The organism is Candidatus Avelusimicrobium sp. (assembly GCF_056976295.1).
Window position 1 is genome coordinate 60,368 of sequence record NZ_DBMCTG010000002.1, and the last position, 19,942, is coordinate 80,309.

Genomic DNA, 19,942 nt, shown 5'->3' on the forward strand with positions numbered 1-19,942 from the left:
TAACAGTATTTTTTTATCTTTTTATTTTGACGCGGCGCGTGCCTGTTTGTAACTTTCCAACAGTTCCTCTAATTCCGCACGGCTAGTTTTGCGCTGTTGGATGTTACTTAACATATCCGTTAAGAGTTCCACCGACGAGCCGTTTTCCAACATTTCCAATATAAATTGCGAAATACGGCGGTTGTAAGTGCCGTTTAATTCCCCCACCAAGGTACGCAGGGCAAACATATGTTTTTCCCGGTCAGACTTCCAAAAAGTAAACGGCGCGAGCGACTTGTCAAAAAATTGGAGCAATTCTTCGGCGGGTTTTGTGCCGAGGTAACTTTTCATCAGTTCCGGTGCAAGACCTTGCGTGATGGTTTTGGCTTTGATATCGCGCAGGTACTGTGCCTGCTTGGCGGCTTCTTCTTGGCTCATAGTGCCCAAAAGCACTTTGCAGGCAAGTTCCTTGTTGTCTTTTTCGTCGGAACAATGGGGCAAGGCTTTTAGCAAATCAGCCATTTCGCGTTCCAACTGGACGAAGGTTTTTTTCCCGGCGAAGCGGTCTGCCAGGTCGTATTCGTAGCCGCTGTATAAATCTTTTTTGGCCAAATTTTGGCGCAAAATTTCCTTTTCCCGCACCAAAGAGGCTTGGCGGCAGGCCTTGTCAAAACTGTCGGCGGTACCGTCCAAAAGTACGCGCACGGCAAGTCCCAGATTTTCTTCGGGGCTGGAAACGTGCGGCAATTTTTTAAGTACGGCCTCAAATGTGGCCGCAATATCGCGCGGGGATTTTACCTTTAAATAGCGGCAGGCGATAATCAGCAAATCTTCTTCTAATAATTGTCCGTTTAACCGTTTGGATAACTCGGCGACATCTTGCGCATCTTTGGGTGTAATTTTGCAAAGCATTGCGTGGGCCGCCAGAGAAGCGCAGAGCGGAGCGTCCGGATTGAGGGCGAGCAACTGTTTGTGCAGGCGGTCAAATTCTGTTTTGAACAAGATGCTGGCCGGCTGCGTGTATAGGAGTTGCAACTCCGCTGTTAATTTAACGGTTAAATGGTATTTGTCTGCCGTTTTAAAAATATCTTTTTTATTCTGGCGGATGATTTTGGGCGAATTTTGCAAAACCGCGTTGGCCTGTTCCAAGAGTTTATTTACGGCGTGCTGGGCTTTTTCCTCGTCTTTTAAATCGGAGTCTTGCACATCTTTCAAGGCGGCGGCAAATTCCTCGTCAAAATACTTACGTGAGGAAAAAGAGGAATACACTTCCAACAGTTTAGCCGTATCTTTGGCGGGTGTTTCCAACGCGGCGCAAAGTTCGGTCATAGAAGTTGCGTTGTTGTAAATACGCAGTTGGCGTAAGGCCGCCGGAATAGTGATTTCATCCAACAAAATTTTGGCAATTGTCGTATCCGTCATTGGCGAATCGGAACTTAACTGGGCGGCAATATCGGCAATATCCTGCTGCAAGCGGGGCAGTGATTTTTTGTTTTCCAGCGTATAGACGAGTTTGGCGGCATAGTCGTCATCAATACCGGGTAGCATATTGTAAATAGTACCCAGCATACCGCTTCTTTTGTTGGCTTTTTCGCTCATAACGTATCCTTTCAGCAGGCTTTCAACAAGGTGGTTATCTGCTTATTTAATTCGTTTACCCGGTCTTCATTTTTGATAAATGCCAGGTTGGCCTGTATGCTCTCTACCGAGCATTTAATGCAGGCTTGCAATAAATGGCGCGCACAGGCAATGTCCGACAAAATAATTTCGGCAATATTGCCTTTAATGGTTTCCACTTCTTTTAAACAATGCAAGGCCGCACTCGCCGCCGAGGCCGGAACGCGCGCCGCAAACAAGAGGGCATCTTGTACGGCTTGCTCTCTTTCGGGTGCTTCTTTGGGCAGTTTTTTAGCGGTTAAATAGGCGGCGTATGCTTCTCCGTCTTTTTGAACATAAGATTTCAGTTCCGTTTTAAAGGCGGCCAAGCGTTTTAAACTTTGGGTAAGTTTCGGGCGGATATCTTCGGGCGTGGCTTTGCGTTTAAGCGTAGTGCCTACCGCCATTATCGCAAGCGCACAACCCATCGCGCCCGCCATAGCGGCGGCAGCCCCCCCACCCGGGGTCGGGTCCGGGGAGGCTAATGCTTCTGTAAATCTGTCAGCGGCGGTGTACCATTCCATAGGTCGCCCTTACATAATGGTTCCGGATTCAAGGTCGGAATATTTTTTAATGCGCAGCATTTTCAGGCGGTCTTCGTCAATGCCTGTGCGGCTGAAAAAAACGTGTTCAATCGCGCTGGCGGGCATAATGTAACTGCCGCGTTTTACTCCCTTCGGGTCGGTTTTTAAACCGAGCCACACGCAGAACGTGGTAAGGTCGTTAAAATCTTTGGTTTCCAATTCGGCGGCGGCGCGTTGGATTTTTTGCGCATCTCCAAATCCGTTGGTCAGTACCGCACTATGGAAACCGCAGTTTTTTGCGGCGCAAATATCGCGGTGCGTATCGCCGATGACGTACACTTGGTCGGGTTCCAATTTAGTTTTGAATTTCTTTTCAGCGCGTTTAACGGCCGCTTGGAGCATTTCTTCGCGGGTTTTTCCGTCTTCGCCGTATCCGCCCACGGTAAAATAAGAGGCTAATTTGCTGGGTTCCAATTTAATTTTGGCACCTTCTTCCAGGTTGCCGGTTCCCAACCCCAAGATAACATCTTTATCCTTGGCGAGCATCTTTAAAAATTTTTCAACCCCGGGTACTAAATCGTATTTTTTGCAACGGACGACGGCGTGTACTTCGGTAGGCAAAATTTCCAAATATTTGGCTTTCATTTTTTTCATTTCGGCGGCAGTAGGTTTTTTGCCTTTTTTGATAAGGGAATAGACAATGGAGAAATTATCTAAATCCGTCCGGCCCGAAATTAAACTGTGGTCAAACTCCGGCTCCACTCCGTAGAGTTCCTTAATGGCTTTGCGCAAAGAGGTGCGTCCCGCGCCGCCCGCGTTTACGAGCGTGCCGTCCAAGTCAAATAAAACGAGTTTTTTCATTTCTTTTCTCCTTTGATAATGCCGGTAACGATATAGGCACCCGTCATAGCAAGTACCATACCCAGCACTTTGTAAATCGTAATTGTGTCCTGTTTAAGCAGAACGGACAAAACAAACGTCAACACCGGGTAAGACAAAATAATTGCCGTTGCCTTGCCCAAGTGCATATTACGGATAGCCGTGTACCAAAACGTATTGCCGATAAAATAATTGCACACTGCGCTAAATGCCAATGTTCCCCACAAAATACCCGAGGACGTAACAAACAACTGCGGCCCCTGTATGGCCCATAGCACACCCGTCAGCAGCGCGAGCGCCGGAATAGCAAAAATAGCGCGCGCCGCCGCAATTAACGCAGGCGGCATATCTGCGGGCAATTTTTTGGCGAAAATATGGCTTAATTGGAACATCCACAAACTGCCCAAAATCAGCAAATCGCCCTTTAATTGGACTGACATCCCGGTATGCCACAGCAAAATGCCGACACCGAAAATGATGAGCGCAGAGCCGAAAAACTGCTTGCCGGTCGGTTTTTCCCCCAGTAAAAAGTACGCCATAATGAGGGAATAGACCATTTCAAACTGGTTTAAAACGGCGGCATTTGTCGGCGTGGTGTAATTAAGGGCCAACATAAAAATCGTCATTGGCAAGGCTGTGCCGAACGTAGCCATTAGCAAACATTGTTGCCAAACACCCTTTTTAAATAATACCTTATGCCCGCCTGTTTTGAGCAGGTACGGCATAAAAAGTACCGTTGCCGCCACACAACTGACCAGCATATACAAGGCCGAAGCCGCATAGGGCGTGGCAAATTTGGTTACCACGACATTAGATGCAACAAAAAGCCAAGCCAACCAAATGGCGGCTACCGGGGATACCTTAAACATATATTATATTTTACCTAATTTATAGGGTTAATGGCCCTCTTTTTTAACAGTAAGGCTGACCCAATATGCCCCCGCACACGTTACGGTAAGGCCGAGTACTTGGTGGAGGGTAATATTTTCAAACCCGACCAAGGCGGAAATCAGCAGTGCCAGTACGGGGTAAGAAAGATAAATTGCGGTTACTTTGCTTAAATCAAGTGCGCGGATAGCCTTGTACCATACCACCATCGCAAGGCCGTATTTTAAAATACCCGTATAGGCTAAAACGGAAAACATTTGCACATTGGGTTTTAATACAAAGGATTCCTTCATCATCCACATAACTGCCAAAATGACCACAAGCGCAGGCAGGGCAAACAGATTGCGCGCCATACCAATTACGCGGTGGTCCAACGTTTTAGGAAGTTTTTTGGCTAAGGTGGAGCCGGCCTGCAACATCCAGGTACTGCCGACAATAAGCAAATCGCCCGTCCAGCGCGGGGTGTATTGCTCTTTCATAAGGATAATCAGCACACCCAGTACAATTAATGCGCTTCCGGCCAGTTGCTGGCGGCTGGGAAATTCGCGCAGAAAAATACAGGCAAATAAAAGGGAATAAAAGAGTTCGCTCTGCTGTAAAATAGCCGCGTTGCCCGGCGTAGTGTAGTGGAGGGCGATAAGCGAAATGGTAAACGGCAGGGCAGTGCCAAAGGTGCCGATAAACAGGAATTTCCATAAAGTTTCTTTGGCTAAGAGTTCCCCCCATTTGTGGTTTTTTGTAATCCACGGGGTGAAATAAAGTACACCGATAAGCGTGCCTAAAAACACGAGCAAGGCGGGGCTGATTACCCCTACGGCAAATTTTCCCGCTACGGGAGAAAGGCCCACAATGGCCCAGCAGACCCAGGCGGCCAGTAAAGGTTTCATTTTTGTAAGACTCCGACGTAAACTAAGATACTATATTATACCATTTTAGATATTGAATTTTGGTTTTGTTGGCTGCCGGGTTTTAAAAGAGTTGTTATTGTTTTTTTTTTTGATAAATTTTAAGTTGTAGTAAAATTTATCAAAAATGAGGTGTCGTGTGAAAAACTTGTTTACGGGCCGATTAGGCGGCTTTACGCTTATTGAGTTATTAGTGGTGGTTTTAATTATCAGTATTTTGGCGGCGGTGGCTGTACCGCAATACGAAAAGGCGGTTTGGAAGAGCCGGGCGGCGGAACTGCGGACGAGTACACGCACATTGGCGACGGCGCAAGAAGCCTTTTATTTGGCCGCTAACGATTATCCGCATCAGTTTGACGAAGTGGATTTGGACATTAACTTACCCAATCACGGGCGGGGTTCGCAATGCGGTTTAGCCACACAGGACAGCCGCGGAAATGATACTTATGAACTGATTGTAAATAATAATTGGGGCAGCAGACACTTTTTATCTTCTTCTATGTTTTTAAAAGGGCCCTATAAATGCGGCGGGTTTACTTATGTGCACCCGAATACGGTGGCAAATGGGGTGAGTGCGGACAAAATGTATTGCTGGGAATGGACGGGCAGCAATTATACGGCCAAACCGGGCGATTTTTGCGAGCACGTTATGCAGGGGCGTTATGTGGCGGCAAATTGGGGTTACCGTATGTATGAACTGCCGTAAGAATATGCTAAAAACCCCGGGATATTGAATATCCCGGGGTGTCTAAAACAACTTAAATATTAGTGGCAATATACCCAACCGCCATCTTGCTGACAATCGCTCCACATACTTCTAACTAGTTTATATCCCTTAGGGTGGTTGGAATTGGCGCGAACTCTAAACTCCCCGTTTGCTCTTGCCAGTAACTGAATCATATACTCCCCCGCATAGGGATAAGTGCCTACCGCATACCAGGCATCGCCTTCGCGCTTGAAATAAAAGAACTCATCTAACATTGTATTATCTCCACCTGTGGTAATGATATTACCGTTTTTATCCTTTATTTCAATACCCATTTCATCCAATGTGCACAGTTTATTGCCCGTTGCCAGTTTGCACACCGCCACATTATCGGCAATGTTGCGCACCACAGGAATCCATTTCATCAAGCGCGCTTTCATTACCGCTTTTTGGTATTGCGGCAACGCAACCGATGCCAAAATACCGATAATTAAAACGACAACCAACAGTTCAATTAATGTAAACCCTTTGTTCATAAGGTCCTCCTTTAAATATGGCTATTTATATTCTAATAGAAATATTCTATTTTTACAACTCCAAGAACTTCTGCTAAAAATAAAAAAAAATTGTATAATAAAAGTGTTATTTTTTATAGGAGATTTACAAATGTACACCTTAACCTTGATTTTGCACTTTATTGTTTGTATTCTTTTGATTTTACTCGTCCTCTTGCAGAGTGGCAAAGGTTCCGCCGCGGGTATTTTTGGCGCGTCGGGGGCGGATAACTTATTTGCCAGCCCTACTGCCTTTAATGCTATTAACAAATTTACTGCTATTTTGGCCCTTATTTTGATGTGTACCTCCGTCGTGCTGACGATTGCTTCCAACAAAAAATCGTCCGTCTCGGTATTGGACTCGGTAAAAGTTCCGGCGGCTACAGCCCCGGCGGTACCCGGCAAATAATTAGGTTGTCGCCTTTTTTTGGCGGTGATTTTAGTTGCGCGGTGCATATTTTTTTAGTAAAATATATATGTAGTCGCAAAGATGTTCTTTAAAACCCTCATTAGTAAGATTTTCGCGCAGGTGGCGGAATTGGTATACGCGTGCGTTTGAGGGGCGCATGCCGCAAGGCTTGAGGGTTCGAGTCCCTCTCTGCGCATATTTCAATAAAAAACCCAGACTTAATGTCTGGGTTTTTTATTGAAATATTGAGCAAGAGCGCGCACCAACTGCTTGGTGCGCGTAGGGACGAGAAAGCACAGGAGCCTTATACAGTTTAGGCTGAAAGGCCGAAAGGCGGGTATGGCGATGCGGAATTGCGAGTGGCAGAGGTATTAACGCGGCGACTTGTGTCCGCGTTCCTTATAATTTTTTGCTAAAACCTGGCTTAAACAACAGTCCCTCTTTTGTGTAGATTTTTTATAGTTGGCAAAAAGTCTTGCCGGCTTATTTGGCTAACGCCACCAATCCGGGTAGTTCTTTTTTGGCAAAAATAGACCGGGCCTAAATAACAGGCCCGGTTTGTGTAGATAGTTTTTTCAGTTGGCAAAGTCTTGCCGGATTATTTGGCTAACGCCACCAATCCGGGCAGTTCCTTACCTTCCACAAATTCCATACTGGCACCGCCGCCGGTGGAAACGTGGGAAAGTTCTTTTTGGTTAAATTTGCCTTTTTTGAGGACGTTGACACTGTCGCCGCCGCCGATAATGGTGGTCGCACCGGCTTTGGTGGCATCAATCATCGCCTGGGCCACGGCAAAACTGCCTTTGGCGAAATTCGGGAATTCAAAAACGCCCATCGGGCCGTTCCAGAAAATCGTTTTGCATTTGAGCAGTTCTTCGCGGAACAAGGCAATCGTTTTCGGCCCAATATCCAAGCCCATTAAATCAGCCGGAATATTGATATCTTCCACGGATACGGGTTCGGTGGTTTCGGCAAATTCTTTACCGCAAACATGGTCCACGGGCAGCAAGATTTTAACGCCTTTTTCTTGGGCTTTGGCCAAAACGGCTTTGGCTTCGTTTTCTTTTTCGGCATCAAACAAAGATTTGCCGATTTCGTGCCCTTGCACTTTGAGGAAAGTATAAGCCATACCGCCGCCGATAACAAGGACGTTTACTTTGTCCATCAAATTGTTGAGCAACATAATTTTATCGGATACTTTGGCACCGCCGACCACCGCCGCAAACGGGCGGGCAGGGTTTTCAAGGGCTTTACCTAAAAATTCCACTTCTTTCTGCACGAGGAAACCCGCGCAGCCGGGCAAATAGTCCGCAATGGCGCTGGTGGAAGCGTGGGCGCGGTGAACCGTACCAAAGGCTTCCTGTACAAAGATTTCACCGTGTTTAGCCAACTGTTTGGCAAATTCGGCATCGTTCTTTTCTTCTTCGGGGTGGTAGCGGAGGTTTTCCAAAAGGGCGATTTCGCCGTTTTTGGTTTCGGCTACGACTTTATCGGCTTCCGGGCCTACGCAATCTTTGGCGAAATGCACCGGTACACCGAACAATTTTTCCACTTCGGCGGCCACGGGAGCCAAACTAAATTCCGGTACTACCTTGCCTTTCGGGCGGCCCAAGTGGGCAATTAACACGATGCGGCAGTTGTTTTCAAGCAAATATTTAATGGTTTTTTCGGTAGCGACGATACGTTTGTTGTTATCTACTTTACCGTCTTTCAAAGGTACGTTGTAATCCACGCGCACCAATACTTTTTTATTTTTCAGGTCCATATCCTGAATTTTTTTGATGCTGTCAAAATTCATAGTTTCTTTTGGCTCCTTTAATAATTCCCCCCCGCCCTGACAGCGGGGTTTCTTTACTCTTTAATTTTACAAAATTTGGACGGTTCCGGCACGATTAGCGTTTTTGCGATTTGGCCAGTAACTGTAAAATTTCAATATACAGCCAAACGAGCGTAACCATTAAACTAAACGCGGCGTACCACTCCATATATTTAGGCGCGGCAAAGCGGGAGGTCATTTCGTCAATAAAATTAAAGTCCAACAAAAAGTTTAAGGCCGCCACAATGCACACCACTACACTAATGCCGATAGATAACGGCGAGTTAGACGTTAAATAAGCCGTGCTTACGCCAAAAAGCGATAAAATAAACGAACCGATATATAACACACAAATAGCAAGCGTAGCCGAAAAAATGCCAATCATCAGCCCGCGCGATACTTTAATAATTTTTGTGCGGTAGATAAAAAGCATCGCAAAAAACACGAGAAATGTAATCGCCACGGCATTAAACACAATGCCTTTAAATTGGGCATTGTATTGGGCGGAAATTGCTCCCAGCAAGACACCCTCCAACAATGCGTAAATTGGCGCGGTAAAGGCCGATATGGACGGTTTAAAGGATGTTACCATCGCAAGTGCAAACGCGCCGATAGCGGATAGGCCCATTGCCAAACCGGAAATTTGCGGGTTTGTCCAAGTAAACATTGCTCCCACCACACATAAAAACAGCAGGCAGAAGGTTTTGTTAATAGTGCCTTGCAGCGTCATTGGCTGCACGGCACGGGCAGATTCTTGCGCGCGTTCAAAAGCGGCTTCGTTAAACATAGGATTATTAGCCATATTTTCCCCCTTTTTTAAGTTACTTTTATTCTATAAAATATCGGGCAAAAATGGGTAATATAAATGAAAAACACCCGCTCAATTAGCGGGTGTTTAAAGTTTTTGATTAAAAACAATTTTATTTGTAGATTCTTTCGTCTTTAACGTGAGAAGCAACGTAATTCCATTCCGTAGAGGGCAAACTAGTTTTTAAGAAATTCAATGAACCTTGTGTCAAGAAATGATACCAACGTCCGGATTTGCGTTTGTCTTTTTTGGAGTTCGTTGCGTTAAAACCTAACAAAAAGTCCAAATTGCTTTTGTCGGGGTTTCTGCCAAAGACCGGATCCCCGGTATCACCGTCAATAACTTTCCAGCAGACTTGAAAGCATTGCGTGCCCGTGCAGACATTTACAATGTCCACTTCTGCGCACTCACGGCTGCTGAAAACCATATCGTCGCGGTTAAGAATCATTTCCGGAAACGTATCTTGCAATCTTTTTGCATTTTTCGCAACAAACAGGTCAGAAATCGGCAATTTTTCAACGGCGGCTTTTAACTTGGCGTTGGTGCCGTCAATGGCAATAAGCAGTAATTTGTCATTTTGGCGGAAATCTTTGGGGTGGATTGTTACCCCTGCCACGCGTACATTAGAAATCCAGCGTTGTACGTTTTGGATGGTAACTTCGGGGGCTTCGCCCGCACCCATATATTTAATGTGTTCGCCTTTTCCGCTTAAATCAATGCACGCACGGGAAGCCAACAGTGTATTGGGGGCAATGCGGACGGCTGGACATTCTTTAACAATGGGATCATTGTTTGCGTACACGTCGGTAAAGCGCGCTTCTACCGTCATTTTAATCATAATAACACCCTTTTCGTGGGCATTGGTAGAAGAAGATGCCGCTAATTTCTTTTTCAGTGCGGTGTTAAGTTTTTGGGAGACATTTGGGGTTTGTGCATTTAAAACAGCCGCACAACCGCAAAAAGCCAACAGTAAAACTAATAATTTTTTCATAGGTTTTCCTCGTGTTGAAAATATCCTTCTTTATTAATCATATGATTTTTAGTATCAAATTTCCAGGGTCAAAGGGCCTAGACGCATATAGGACCCAAAAAATATCCCCGGCATCAGCCAGGGATATTTTTAAATTATTTTTTCTATACCAAAGATAAGGATGTTATCTTTGTTCATACGTTGAGATGGCGGAGTGTTTCGGCAGTAATTTTAATGCCAGTGCGGCTTTCTCCGCGGTGATAAAACTTTTGTGCGTTGGGAAGAGTGCTTTGAAGCCGTTTTTTAAGGCAGGAGTGCGCACCGGCATAGCAAACTGGTAATAATCGGTATTGGCGATTTTAATGTGTTTGAACGCCTTTAAATTTTTGCTTACGGCACCGTCGCCATTGTTGTTGTATTCATATTCAAAACTTTCTTCTTGGTTGGGCGCATCAAATTTATATAAGTTAATGCGGAAGGTAAACCAGTCTTGCAAGGCGTTTTTTTGCATATCTTTAAAGCAGTCGTTTTTAAACGCCACATTGACCGTACCCAAGCCGTTTTTTTCATTGTAATCCATTAAAATTACGCTGCAAGTATAACTTTCGGTCCAAACTTCCGTATTATTGGTGCGAAGATTTTGATAATAGTTAGTCCAAGAAATTTTAGCCTGCGCTCTGGCTTTGGCCGGGATAGAGTTGTAAGCCTTTTTAGCGGCGGCCTGATTGCGGGCGGCTTGTTTGTCGGTTGCTTTTTTCCAATCCAAATACGACAAAATCTTTTGATTGCGTTGAACCCATTGGGGAAAAGTGGAATTTACGGCAGGTTTATACGGTTGTGCCGAAACCACCGCGGTTAATACGCCGAGCATTAAAGCAACTGCTAAAAGTTTCTTCATACATCCTCCTAAATGATTCTTTATATATATTTTATACAACTATTTAAATTTTTTCTAGTTCCCAAAAGACCTACTTTCTCCAGGGCCAAAGGACCTAAAAAACAGCGTAACCCGCTCTCATTTTCGCCCGCTAACATAAAAAAACCGGGGCACTTAAAGTACCCCGGTCAGTGTACAGGCTGTTAAATTACATCATACCGCCCATTCCGCCCATACCGGGCATCGCGGGGGCGTGAGCGCCTTCTTTTTCGGGAGCATCCGCCACCAGGGCTTCGGTCAAAAGTACCGTGCCGGTGATAGAGGCCGCATTTTCAAGCGCGGTGCGGACCACTTTTGCCGGGTCCACTACGCCCGCTTTCAAGAGGTCGCAGTATGTGTTGTTTTCGGCATCGTAGCCGTCAGCGGCGCCTTTCATACTAAGCACCTTATCCACCACTACGGCACCGTCTAAACCTGCGTTGGCGGCAATTTGTTTCAAGGGAGCCGTCAAGGCTTTTTTTACAATATTGATACCCGTGCGGATATCGTCATTGTCGGCTTTCAAAGATTCCAAAGCGCTTTGGCTGCGGGCCAACGCCACACCGCCGCCGGGCACAAGGCCTTCTTCCACGCCGGCTTTGGTCGCGTTTTTGGCATCTTCCACTTTGGCTTTTTTGGCTTTCAATTCGGTTTCCGTTGCAGCCCCTACGCTGATAACGGCTACACCGCCGGAAAGTTTAGCCAAGCGTTCTTGGAGTTTTTCTTTGTCGTATTCGCTCTTGGAGTTTTCAATCTGTTTGCGGATTTGTTCGGCGCGTGCCGCGATGGCTTCTTTGCTGCCTTTACCGCTGACGATAGTGGTGTTTTCTTTATCCACTACTACGCGGGCGCATTGGCCGAGCATAGCGAGTTCGGCTTTGTCCAACTTAATGCCGCGTTCTTCGCTCAATACTTCGCCGCCCGTCAAAATGGCGATATCTTCCAGCATTTCTTTGCGTCTGTCGCCAAAGCCGGGGGCTTTGACCGCGCAGCCTTTCAAGGTGCCGCGGAGTTTGTTCACTACCAAGGTGGCCAACGCTTCGCCGTCCACATCTTCGGCAATGATGAGGAACTGTTTGCCGCTTTGTACGATTTTTTCCAAAACCGGCAAAAGTTCGTTCATAGAGGAAATCTTTTTATCCGTAATAATGATATACGGGTTTTCCAATACGCATTCCATACGTTCGGAATCGGTTACAAAGTAAGGAGAAATGTAGCCGCGGTCAAACTGCATACCTTCCACAATATCCAGTTGGGTGGTGGCGGTTTTGCCTTCTTCTACGGTAATTACGCCTTCCGCGCCGACTTTTTCAATCGCTTCGGCAATCATATTACCGATTTCGCGGTCGTTGGAAGAAATGGTAGCGATTTGGGCTTTTTCTTCTTTGGTCTTTACGGGTTTGTGCATTTTGGACAGTTCCGCTTTGGTGGCTTCTACGGCCATTTCAATACCCTTTTTGACGAGGGTCGGGTTGGCCCCGGCGGTAATGTTTTTAATCCCTTCGGTCAGCATCGCGTTGGCGAGTACGGTGGCGGTAGTGGTACCGTCGCCGGCGACGTCGTTGGTTTTAGAGGCAACTTCGCGGATTAACTGCGCGCCCATATTTTCAAATTTATCTTCCAATTCAATATCTTTGGCGATGGTTACACCGTCATCAATAATAAGAGGAGAGCCGAATTTCTTTTCCAATACAACGCTTCTGCCCTTGGGGCCGAGCGTAACTTTTACAGCGTTTGCAACTTTTTCAATACCCGATTTCATTTTGGCGCGGGCGTCGTCGCCATACATAATTTGTTTAGCCATACTATTTATTTCCCCCTATTACCCTAAAATACCCAAGATTTCGTCTTGGTGGATGATTAAATACGTTTCATCTTCCAGTTTGACTTCGGTGCCGGAATATTTGCCATACAGCACGCGGTCGCCTTTTTTAACATCCATCGGCGCGCGTTCGCCTTTTTCATTTAATTTACCGGCGCCGACGGCCAAAACTTCGCCTTCCATCGGTTTTTCCTTGGCGGTGTCAGGAATGATGATTCCCCCTTTCATCGTTTCTCTTTCAATGGGCTTTACGATAACACGGTCGCCCAACGGTTTAATTTTTACTTCTGCCATTTTCACTCACTCCTTATGAAGATATTGTAAATATAACGCCCGTGAGGTTGTTAGCACTCACTTTGGCTTAATGCTAATTTAGCATTTCTGTTTAAAATTGTCAACCCCCTTATTAGAGTGCTAATAAAGGGGTTGCTAAAATAAGGCTTTTTCAGGCGGAAATTACTTTCTGGAAAAGAAAGTTTTGAGCCTTTGTTTAAAGGTCGGTTTGTGAGCCGGAAGAATTTTGATAAGTACCGCAGAAATATTATCCTGCCCGTCTTTATCGTTGGATACCCGTACTAATTGCTTGCATAATTTAACAATTGGTAACTGGTTACCCTTGCGCAGAATATCGCCCATATCGTTTTCGGAAAGCCCCTTATACAGACCGTCCGAACAGAGCAAAAGCATATCACCGATTTTAACAGGGAATTTTAACAGGTCAAATTCAATGTTCTTTTTAATGCCCATAGCGCGGGTGAGCACATTTTGGATTTTAGAGTGGTCGGCTTCTGCACGGGTTAAAAGACCGCGGCGGACGTGTTCCATTGCCAAAGAGTGGTCCGTGGTGATTTGGACAATCTTTTTATCTCTGAACAAGTAAAGGCGTGAATCGCCCACGTGTACAGCGGTGGCAAAATCTCCGTCAAAGAGTATGCCTGTTAAGGTGGTGCCCATCATACGGTAAATATCGGAAGATTGCGCCGTAGAATAAATAGCGGCATTAGCCAAATTGGCGGCCATTAACAGTTTGCGTTCGGTCAGGTCTAATTTAGGAAGAAAGTTCTCTGGAATTTTGAGTTGGTTCGTATTTATCTTGCGGATAGTTTCCGCCAGTACAGAAACGGCAATGTTGCTGGCAATTTCACCCGCGCTGTGCCCCCCCATACCGTCGGCTACAACACCAAGCCCCAAGTCGGAAGAGATGAGTACATTGTCTTCGTTTTTTTCACGAATTTTACCAATGTCGGTTACGGCAGCAAATTCTATGTCAAAACTGCTCATAACTCCTCCTTAAATAAAAGGGTTCCCACACACGAAAGCGTAGCGAATATATATAACAGCAAAATCAGGAAGCCGTAAGCGTTGTTATCTTGCGCGTTACGGTTGAAGTTGTAGAGCGGCAAACTGATGGCATAATCCCATACAGACAGGTCCATTTTGTTTTCTCCGCCGTGGTAATATTGCTGCAAGAAATGGATAAACAGCGGCATTGATTGCTCGTCAAACACGCCGGGTACAACGCGATTAATACGGGTTTCCAGGAACGTATAGGTTTCCTCTGCGTTCTTTCCGGAAAGTTCGTTAGTGTGATCAAGTTCGGCAAAGGTCTGGCGTTGCGTTTTAATACCTACCAGTTTTTCCATACGGGCATTGGATTCGGTGTTGCCATTTCCCGCCACCTTGATATGATCGGTTAACGCGGTTAAGGTATTATTGGTTGTTACCGTCAGACCGGACACCGCATATACCCACATTCCGCCAATGCCGAGCACCATTAGCACAAACGGAAAGATAATGCTGTTTTCCCGCCTGGCAAGGAGGTAATAGGCCGATAAGAAACCACAGAATAGAGCCGCATAAAAAATAACCTGTACAGTAATATTTTGGCTGGCTGGCGGAATAGACAAATGCGCCGCCAAAAATGCGGTGCTCATAGAAAAAATGAGCAGGGCCGTACCCAGAACGCCTTGGCCTATGGTTCGGTTGATGCGCCAGCAGAGCGAAAGCCCCCACGCGGCCGCCAGTACCAAGTAGCACAGGTAATATTCCGGCGTAAAGAGATATTGCCCGACTTGGGATAAGTCCATAAAGGCCGCTTCGGGCGTGAATAAGCCCGTCATATACGACACTGCCGCCAACGCTATTAACAGCGTGGTAGAGCGCGAAAAAGCCTTTAACGCAGACGAGGCAAAGATGAGCAGTAGGGTAATGACCGCTACCCCCGTCATCATGGCTTGGTTGGGCTCGTACTGGGCGGTAAAGAAGGGGTGTATCAGGTTGGATAAAAATCCTGCTGTTAAGTCCGTATGTACGGAGCAGATTTTACCCAAAGAATAAAAGACGTAAATAATCCCCGCCGCAAATGCCATAAAGAGCGGCACAAAGAGGATAAATTTAACCACATCCGTTGCGGTTCCTTTTATATCTAACCCTTGGTCTGCGGCACGTGGCTTGCGCACCTGTTTGGCAGGCACAAATACATTGACGGGTTTTACGTCCTGTGCCGCCAACATTTGCGGGGCGGGTTCTCTTTGGGGAACCTTAGGAGTATTCGGAATATCCGCCGCGGCGTTTATACTGGGCATAAGCGACGGCAGGCGGGCCGAAGAGGTTGTTTTGGGCCGTGCGGCGACTTCCTGTGCGCGGGCCTTGGTAATGCTTTGCGTAGTAGGCAGTTCCTCTTTGGCTATTTTTAACGGGCCTTCTTCGCCTAAATCAATCGCGCGGCCGGAGTTGCCCATCTTTACACGCAGTTGGTCTTCGGCACGCATTTTTTGGAAATACAAATAGGTTTCTTTGGCAGTTTGAAAGCGGTCGTCCGGGTTTTTGCTCATCAGTTTTTGCACCGCAAGCGCCAGCCAGCCCGGCATATCCTTGCGGATTTTGGCAGGATTGGGAACCGGGTCGTTGATGTGTTTTTGGATGATGTCAATGGTGTTTTTCCCATTGTACGGAAATTGCCCCGTCAACACATAATACATACTGGCCCCAATGGAATAGAGGTCTGCACGGGTATCTAAATCTTTGCCTAAGGCCTGTTCGGGCGCGATAAAATACGCTGTTCCGGCCAGTTCGGTTGTTTTAGTGGAGCCTTTGCTTTTATCCACCTTTTTGGCGATACCGAAGTCCACCACCTTGGGCTGCATTTGCGGGTTAATTAAAATGTTGGAAGGCTTGATATCCCGGTGAATAATTCCCTTTTCGTGTGCGGCGGATAAGCCTTGCAAGACGCCTTCAAATAAATCCAAGATAATCCCGATAGGCAGTACCTTATTGCGTTTTAGCATCATAGAAAGGGTTTGACCTTCAATATAAGACATCACAATAAAGTAATACCCTTTTTCCTTGCCTACGTTATATACGTTTACAATGTTTGGGTGGTCCAGTTCCGCAATAGCGCGCGCCTCGGTTAAAAAGAGTTCCACCGCCTTTTTATCATTAGCCAAGGCCGGGCTTAAAATTTTTACGCAAACAATGCGATTTAAGGCTTTGTGGCGTGCTTTATAAACGGCACCCATACCGCCTTCGGCGACTTTGTTTAAAATTTCGCAACCGGAAATTTCTTGTCCAACCAACGAGGGAGTATTATTCATAAGTTCCTTTACAACCCAAAAATCTTTAAATGATGATACAAAAACTGCTTGATTTTATGATAACCAAGCAATAGAATATAGTTATAAGTAATCTTATCATATTTTACGGGAATAGTTACAGGCTTTTTACAGGGAGCATTTTATGAGCGAAAGCAGTTTTACTTTACTTAGGGATATTGGCACGTTGCCGCTGGAAAATAACGAGGAGGTCCGTTTTAGTATTGATGCCTACCGGGGGTATCGCTATGTGTCTGTGCGGCGGTATCTGCTGACAGATTCTTTCAGCGGGGCCACTCGCGACGGCGTAACTATGACGCCGGAAATCCTGCGCGCCTTGGACCCTCTGATAGAGGCGTTGCCTGATGATATTAAAGCGGTAAAAGACAGCACGATTGGGAAGTTTGCCAAACGCCCGGGCATTTGCATTGTGGCTTCTGTCGGCACCTTTAAGGGGCGCCGCGGGCTGGATTTGCGCCAATGGCAGGAGGATGTAGGTTTTACCAAAAAGGGCATTTGGCTGCCGCTGGAAAAACTGCCGGAGATTAAAAAATTGTTTGCGGCCACCCGTGAGGCCTTGGACGAAAAACCCGAGGATGATTTTTAACTTTTTCCCGTGCAAGAAAAACCCCGCTTTTTAAGCGGGGTTTTTTCACAGGCCTATTTGTGTAATTCTTTGTGTGGAACAGGAATATTGTGATGTTCCGCCAGCATTTCCTTGGCGTTTTCAAATACGCGGTCCGGCAAAATATCCCGCATACATTTAAAATGACCCAAAGGACATTTTTTCCCCCCGTGCAACGCACACGGGCGGCACGGCAAATCTTTTACCTCTACTACGCGGTGTCCTTCCCCATATGGGAAGAAGCCCAGTTCGCGTGTGGTCGGCCCAAAGATTGCCAAGGTCGGCACGTCAAAGGCGGTGGCAATGTGCATCGGGCCGGAGTCATTGGTAATAAAGAGTTTAAAGTGCTTCATTAAAGCCATTAAATCAGCCAAACTGGTTTTGCCGCATAAGTTGGCGGCGTGCCCTTTGGAAAGTTGGCAGATTTTTTCGCCGAGGTCTGCATCTTTATTCCCCCCTCCTACGAGTACGGCCTGTACACCCAGTTCTGTTTGCAGGCGGCTGATAAGTTGCACAAAATATTCCATCGGCCAGCATTTTGTCGGCCAGGCACTCCCTGCGTGGATACCGACAAGCGTTTTGCCTTCTAAATTAAAATCTTTCATCAGGCGGGCGACATTTTCCTCGGCAGACGGCGCATAGCGCATATTGAGTTTTTCGGCCTTGAATTTTTCCTTTACAATGCCTTGCAAGAGCGACAGGTTGCGCTCCGCATCGTGAATCATCCAAGAGAACGGTACCGTTTTAGTGTATAAAAACCAACCCTCGCTGGACGTAAATCCAATGCGCACGGGCACACGGGAAAGCCAAGCGATGAGCGCGCTTCTAAAACTGCGGTGCGGCACGAGCAAGATATCAATGCCGGAGGCTTTAATAGCCTTAGCCGTTTTCCATACACCGACGATTTTATTCCAGCCGCGTTTATCGTTTAAAATAATCTCGGAAACCTCTTTCATTGGTCTAAAAATATCTTCCGTCTGCGGGCGGGTAATCACCACGATTTTAGCCTCGGGAAAGAGTTTAGCCGTCTTTTGGATAAGCGGAGTCGTCAGTACGCTGTCACCAATGAACGAGGTTTGGAAAATACCGATTTTATTTACCTTTTTACCGGCCAAATTGGCATCTTCATACGCCCAATCGCCCAGTTTAGGTTCTTTATATTTGATTTCAATGCCCCACGGTTTAAGTGCTTCCAAATATTTTTCCAAGGTGTGTTTTTCAAGTACCGGGGAAGTTTTGTGGAATTTTACAAACATACGGCGCGCTACGGAGTTCTTGTCATAGCGGACGCGGTGCGGAATACGGCTGAAAAAGCCCATTAAAATACTTTTTAAGGTAGCGTGAAGGTCCAAATAGTGCGTAAAATGCCCCGCGCGGATTTGGCGGATATTGGCCCATAACCCCTTTTTGGCGACCATAATTTCGTCAATATCCGGGTGTCCGGCGAGCACTTGTGCAAACTGCGGCTTTACCATTAGTGTAATGCGCGCGTTGGGCCATTGGGCCTTGATATTCTTATATACCGGAGAGGACAAAACAATATCCCCCAGCGAAGAAAGACGCACAACTAAAATATTCGGGTTATTTTCGTTCATAATTATTTACCACTTCCATTATACGGTTGGTTGCTCCTTTAAAACTAAGCGCCGTTTTCCGCGCTTTTTCGGACATATTTTCCAGTTGTGCCGGGTCAGCCAGCAACCGCAGCACCGTTTCTTTAAAATTGGTCTCGTTTACCAACACTCCCCCGCCGCTTTCCAATAAAGACTGGGCGGTTAAGGGGGCATTGTAAAAATAGCGGCCGAACAAAACGGTTTTAGATAAAATCGCCGGTTCTAACAGGTTATGCGCGCCCCTCGGCACGACCGAGCCGCCCACAAAAGTAAGCGAAGCGCAGGCATAGAGAGATTGCAGCAGACCCATTACATCAGCGCAAAGAATATCGGTGTTTTTATCAAATTTCCCAGTGCTGATAAATCCGTAATGCAGGCCGCTTTGGCGCAGAGCGGTTTCTATTTCCGGTTTACGTTCCAAGTGGCGCGGTGCAAAAATAATTTTGGCCCCTGTTTTAATAATATCCGGCGCCGCGCGGAAGAGCATTGTTTCTTCTGCCGGGTGTGTGCTGCCTAATACCAAAATTTTACGTCCGTTCCAACCGAGCGAAGTCAGCATTTTTTCAACTTCGCCCACTTTTGCAGGATTATCATTTAAGGTGTCGTATTTTACGTTGCCACAAACAAAAATTTTATTTTTTTCCATACCCAATTTCTCGTAATGACAAGCGGCCTCTTGCGTTTGTAAGGCGGCAAATGAAAGCGTGGAAAAAATTTCTTTAAAAAGCGGTTTGATAAAAGAATACGCGCGTGCTGATTTGGCAGAAATGCGCCCGTTAATAATAGCCGCAGGCACACCCGCTTGGTGGGCGGCCGCCAGCATATTGGGCCAAATTTCCCGCTCTACCACAAACAGACGGTGCGGTTTTGCCAAGCGGATAAAGCGCTTACAGGACGGATAAAAATCCAGCGGGGCCAAAAAGGCTTGGGTAATGTCGGGGTTTTTTAAGGCCGTTTCTTTTCCCGCTTCGGTGGTGGTGGTTACGATAACCTCTTTTTTATAAAACTTTTTTAGGCGGGAGATAACCTCTTTCATAGACATTACTTCCCCCACACTTGCACAATGGAGCCATAAAGCCCCTTGGGGTATTTCCCCCTCTTTTTCAAGGCCAAAGCGTTCTTTTAATTCTTGGTATAAGTGTTTTAAAAGGCCGCGCCGCGGTGAGCACAAAAAGCCCAGTGCCACACCCAATGCGGCCAAAGGAAAAATGAGGTTAGTCAAAAATAAGAGGAGTTTTCCCATATATATCTTATTATATGATATTTGTCTGGCCGTCGGCTA

The 19,942-nt window shown here is 46.3% G+C and carries 19 protein-coding genes and 1 tRNA gene; 4 read left to right on the forward strand and 16 right to left on the reverse strand.

Annotation, left to right across the window (positions count from 1 at the left end):
• Window positions 1–21: 21 nt before the first annotated feature.
• Genes ACZOTW_RS01350 through ACZOTW_RS01370 form a run of 5 tightly spaced genes read right to left on the reverse strand, consistent with a single transcriptional unit; the run spans window position 22 to window position 4,813 of the window.
• Entirely contained in the window at window positions 22–1,578 is a 1,557-nt protein-coding gene (locus tag ACZOTW_RS01350) for a hypothetical protein (protein ID WP_483997283.1), read from the reverse strand.
• 11 nt (window positions 1,579–1,589) lie between these two features.
• Complete coding sequence (locus ACZOTW_RS01355) at window positions 1,590–2,159, reverse strand: cyclodeaminase/cyclohydrolase family protein (RefSeq protein ID WP_177746845.1); 570 nt, start codon at window positions 2,157–2,159, stop codon at window positions 1,590–1,592.
• A 9-nt stretch (window positions 2,160–2,168) separates the two neighbouring features.
• Window positions 2,169–3,020, reverse strand: coding sequence for an HAD family hydrolase (locus tag ACZOTW_RS01360; RefSeq protein WP_483997284.1), 852 nt, complete (start codon window positions 3,018–3,020; stop codon window positions 2,169–2,171).
• Window positions 3,017–3,907: a DMT family transporter gene (locus ACZOTW_RS01365; protein WP_483997285.1), complete on the reverse strand. Its 891-nt coding sequence runs from the start codon at window positions 3,905–3,907 to the stop codon at window positions 3,017–3,019. Before ACZOTW_RS01365 ends, ACZOTW_RS01360 begins: the two co-directional genes overlap by 4 nt.
• A 27-nt stretch (window positions 3,908–3,934) precedes the next feature.
• Complete coding sequence (locus ACZOTW_RS01370; protein WP_483997286.1) at window positions 3,935–4,813, reverse strand: DMT family transporter; 879 nt, start codon at window positions 4,811–4,813, stop codon at window positions 3,935–3,937.
• 157 nt (window positions 4,814–4,970) lie between these two features.
• On the opposite strand from ACZOTW_RS01370, the gene ACZOTW_RS01375 reads away from it, so the two are divergent.
• Complete coding sequence (locus ACZOTW_RS01375) at window positions 4,971–5,537, forward strand: type IV pilin protein (RefSeq protein WP_483997287.1); 567 nt, start codon at window positions 4,971–4,973, stop codon at window positions 5,535–5,537.
• 59 nt (window positions 5,538–5,596) lie between these two features.
• On the opposite strand, the gene ACZOTW_RS01380 is transcribed toward ACZOTW_RS01375, so the two are convergent.
• Window positions 5,597–6,073: a pilin gene (locus ACZOTW_RS01380; RefSeq protein WP_428038361.1), complete on the reverse strand. Its 477-nt coding sequence runs from the start codon at window positions 6,071–6,073 to the stop codon at window positions 5,597–5,599.
• Window positions 6,074–6,203: 130 nt separating this feature from the next.
• On the opposite strand from ACZOTW_RS01380, the gene secG reads away from it, so the two are divergent.
• Together secG and ACZOTW_RS01390 are read left to right on the forward strand one after the other, a co-directional pair.
• Window positions 6,204–6,500, forward strand: a complete 297-nt coding sequence (secG, locus tag ACZOTW_RS01385) for a preprotein translocase subunit SecG (RefSeq protein WP_428037813.1) — start codon at window positions 6,204–6,206, stop codon at window positions 6,498–6,500.
• A gap of 114 nt (window positions 6,501–6,614) precedes the next feature.
• A tRNA-Leu gene (locus ACZOTW_RS01390) sits at window positions 6,615–6,696 on the forward strand.
• Window positions 6,697–7,098: 402 nt separating this feature from the next.
• On the opposite strand, the gene ACZOTW_RS01395 is transcribed toward ACZOTW_RS01390, so the two are convergent.
• From ACZOTW_RS01395 to ACZOTW_RS01430, 8 genes are all read right to left on the reverse strand, one after another.
• On the reverse strand, window positions 7,099–8,298 hold the full coding sequence (locus ACZOTW_RS01395; protein ID WP_428040853.1) for a phosphoglycerate kinase: 1,200 nt from the start codon (window positions 8,296–8,298) through the stop codon (window positions 7,099–7,101).
• Between the two features lie 94 nt (window positions 8,299–8,392).
• Window positions 8,393–9,118: a Bax inhibitor-1/YccA family protein gene (locus ACZOTW_RS01400; protein ID WP_428055932.1), complete on the reverse strand. Its 726-nt coding sequence runs from the start codon at window positions 9,116–9,118 to the stop codon at window positions 8,393–8,395.
• A gap of 118 nt (window positions 9,119–9,236) precedes the next feature.
• Window positions 9,237–10,115, reverse strand: coding sequence for a hypothetical protein (locus ACZOTW_RS01405; protein ID WP_483997288.1), 879 nt, complete (start codon window positions 10,113–10,115; stop codon window positions 9,237–9,239).
• A gap of 163 nt (window positions 10,116–10,278) precedes the next feature.
• On the reverse strand, window positions 10,279–10,992 hold the full coding sequence (locus tag ACZOTW_RS01410) for a hypothetical protein (RefSeq protein WP_428040855.1): 714 nt from the start codon (window positions 10,990–10,992) through the stop codon (window positions 10,279–10,281).
• 187 nt (window positions 10,993–11,179) lie between these two features.
• Window positions 11,180–12,814: a chaperonin GroEL gene (groL, locus tag ACZOTW_RS01415; protein ID WP_177746862.1), complete on the reverse strand. Its 1,635-nt coding sequence runs from the start codon at window positions 12,812–12,814 to the stop codon at window positions 11,180–11,182.
• A gap of 18 nt (window positions 12,815–12,832) precedes the next feature.
• Window positions 12,833–13,126 carry a co-chaperone GroES gene (locus ACZOTW_RS01420; protein WP_177746865.1) on the reverse strand — a complete coding sequence of 98 codons (294 nt, stop codon included), beginning with the start codon at window positions 13,124–13,126 and terminating at the stop codon, window positions 12,833–12,835.
• 162 nt (window positions 13,127–13,288) lie between these two features.
• Window positions 13,289–14,113, reverse strand: a complete 825-nt coding sequence (locus tag ACZOTW_RS01425; RefSeq protein WP_483997289.1) for a PP2C family protein-serine/threonine phosphatase — start codon at window positions 14,111–14,113, stop codon at window positions 13,289–13,291.
• A complete protein-coding gene (locus tag ACZOTW_RS01430) occupies window positions 14,110–16,425 on the reverse strand; it encodes a serine/threonine protein kinase (RefSeq protein WP_483997290.1) in 2,316 nt (771 codons plus the stop codon). The genes ACZOTW_RS01425 and ACZOTW_RS01430 overlap by 4 nt, the downstream gene beginning before the upstream one ends.
• Window positions 16,426–16,567: 142 nt before the next feature.
• On the opposite strand from ACZOTW_RS01430, the gene ACZOTW_RS01435 reads away from it, so the two are divergent.
• Complete coding sequence (locus tag ACZOTW_RS01435) at window positions 16,568–17,029, forward strand: transcriptional coactivator p15/PC4 family protein (protein ID WP_483997291.1); 462 nt, start codon at window positions 16,568–16,570, stop codon at window positions 17,027–17,029.
• A 53-nt stretch (window positions 17,030–17,082) separates the two neighbouring features.
• Here ACZOTW_RS01435 and waaF read toward each other — a convergent pair whose 3' ends face one another.
• Window positions 17,083–18,642 (reverse strand): lipopolysaccharide heptosyltransferase II, encoded by a 1,560-nt coding sequence (waaF, locus tag ACZOTW_RS01440; RefSeq protein WP_483997292.1) that lies wholly within the window; start codon window positions 18,640–18,642, stop codon window positions 17,083–17,085.
• Window positions 18,629–19,903 (reverse strand): 3-deoxy-D-manno-octulosonic acid transferase, encoded by a 1,275-nt coding sequence (locus ACZOTW_RS01445; RefSeq protein ID WP_428050414.1) that lies wholly within the window; start codon window positions 19,901–19,903, stop codon window positions 18,629–18,631. Before ACZOTW_RS01445 ends, waaF begins: the two co-directional genes overlap by 14 nt.
• Window positions 19,904–19,942: the final 39 nt, after the last annotated feature.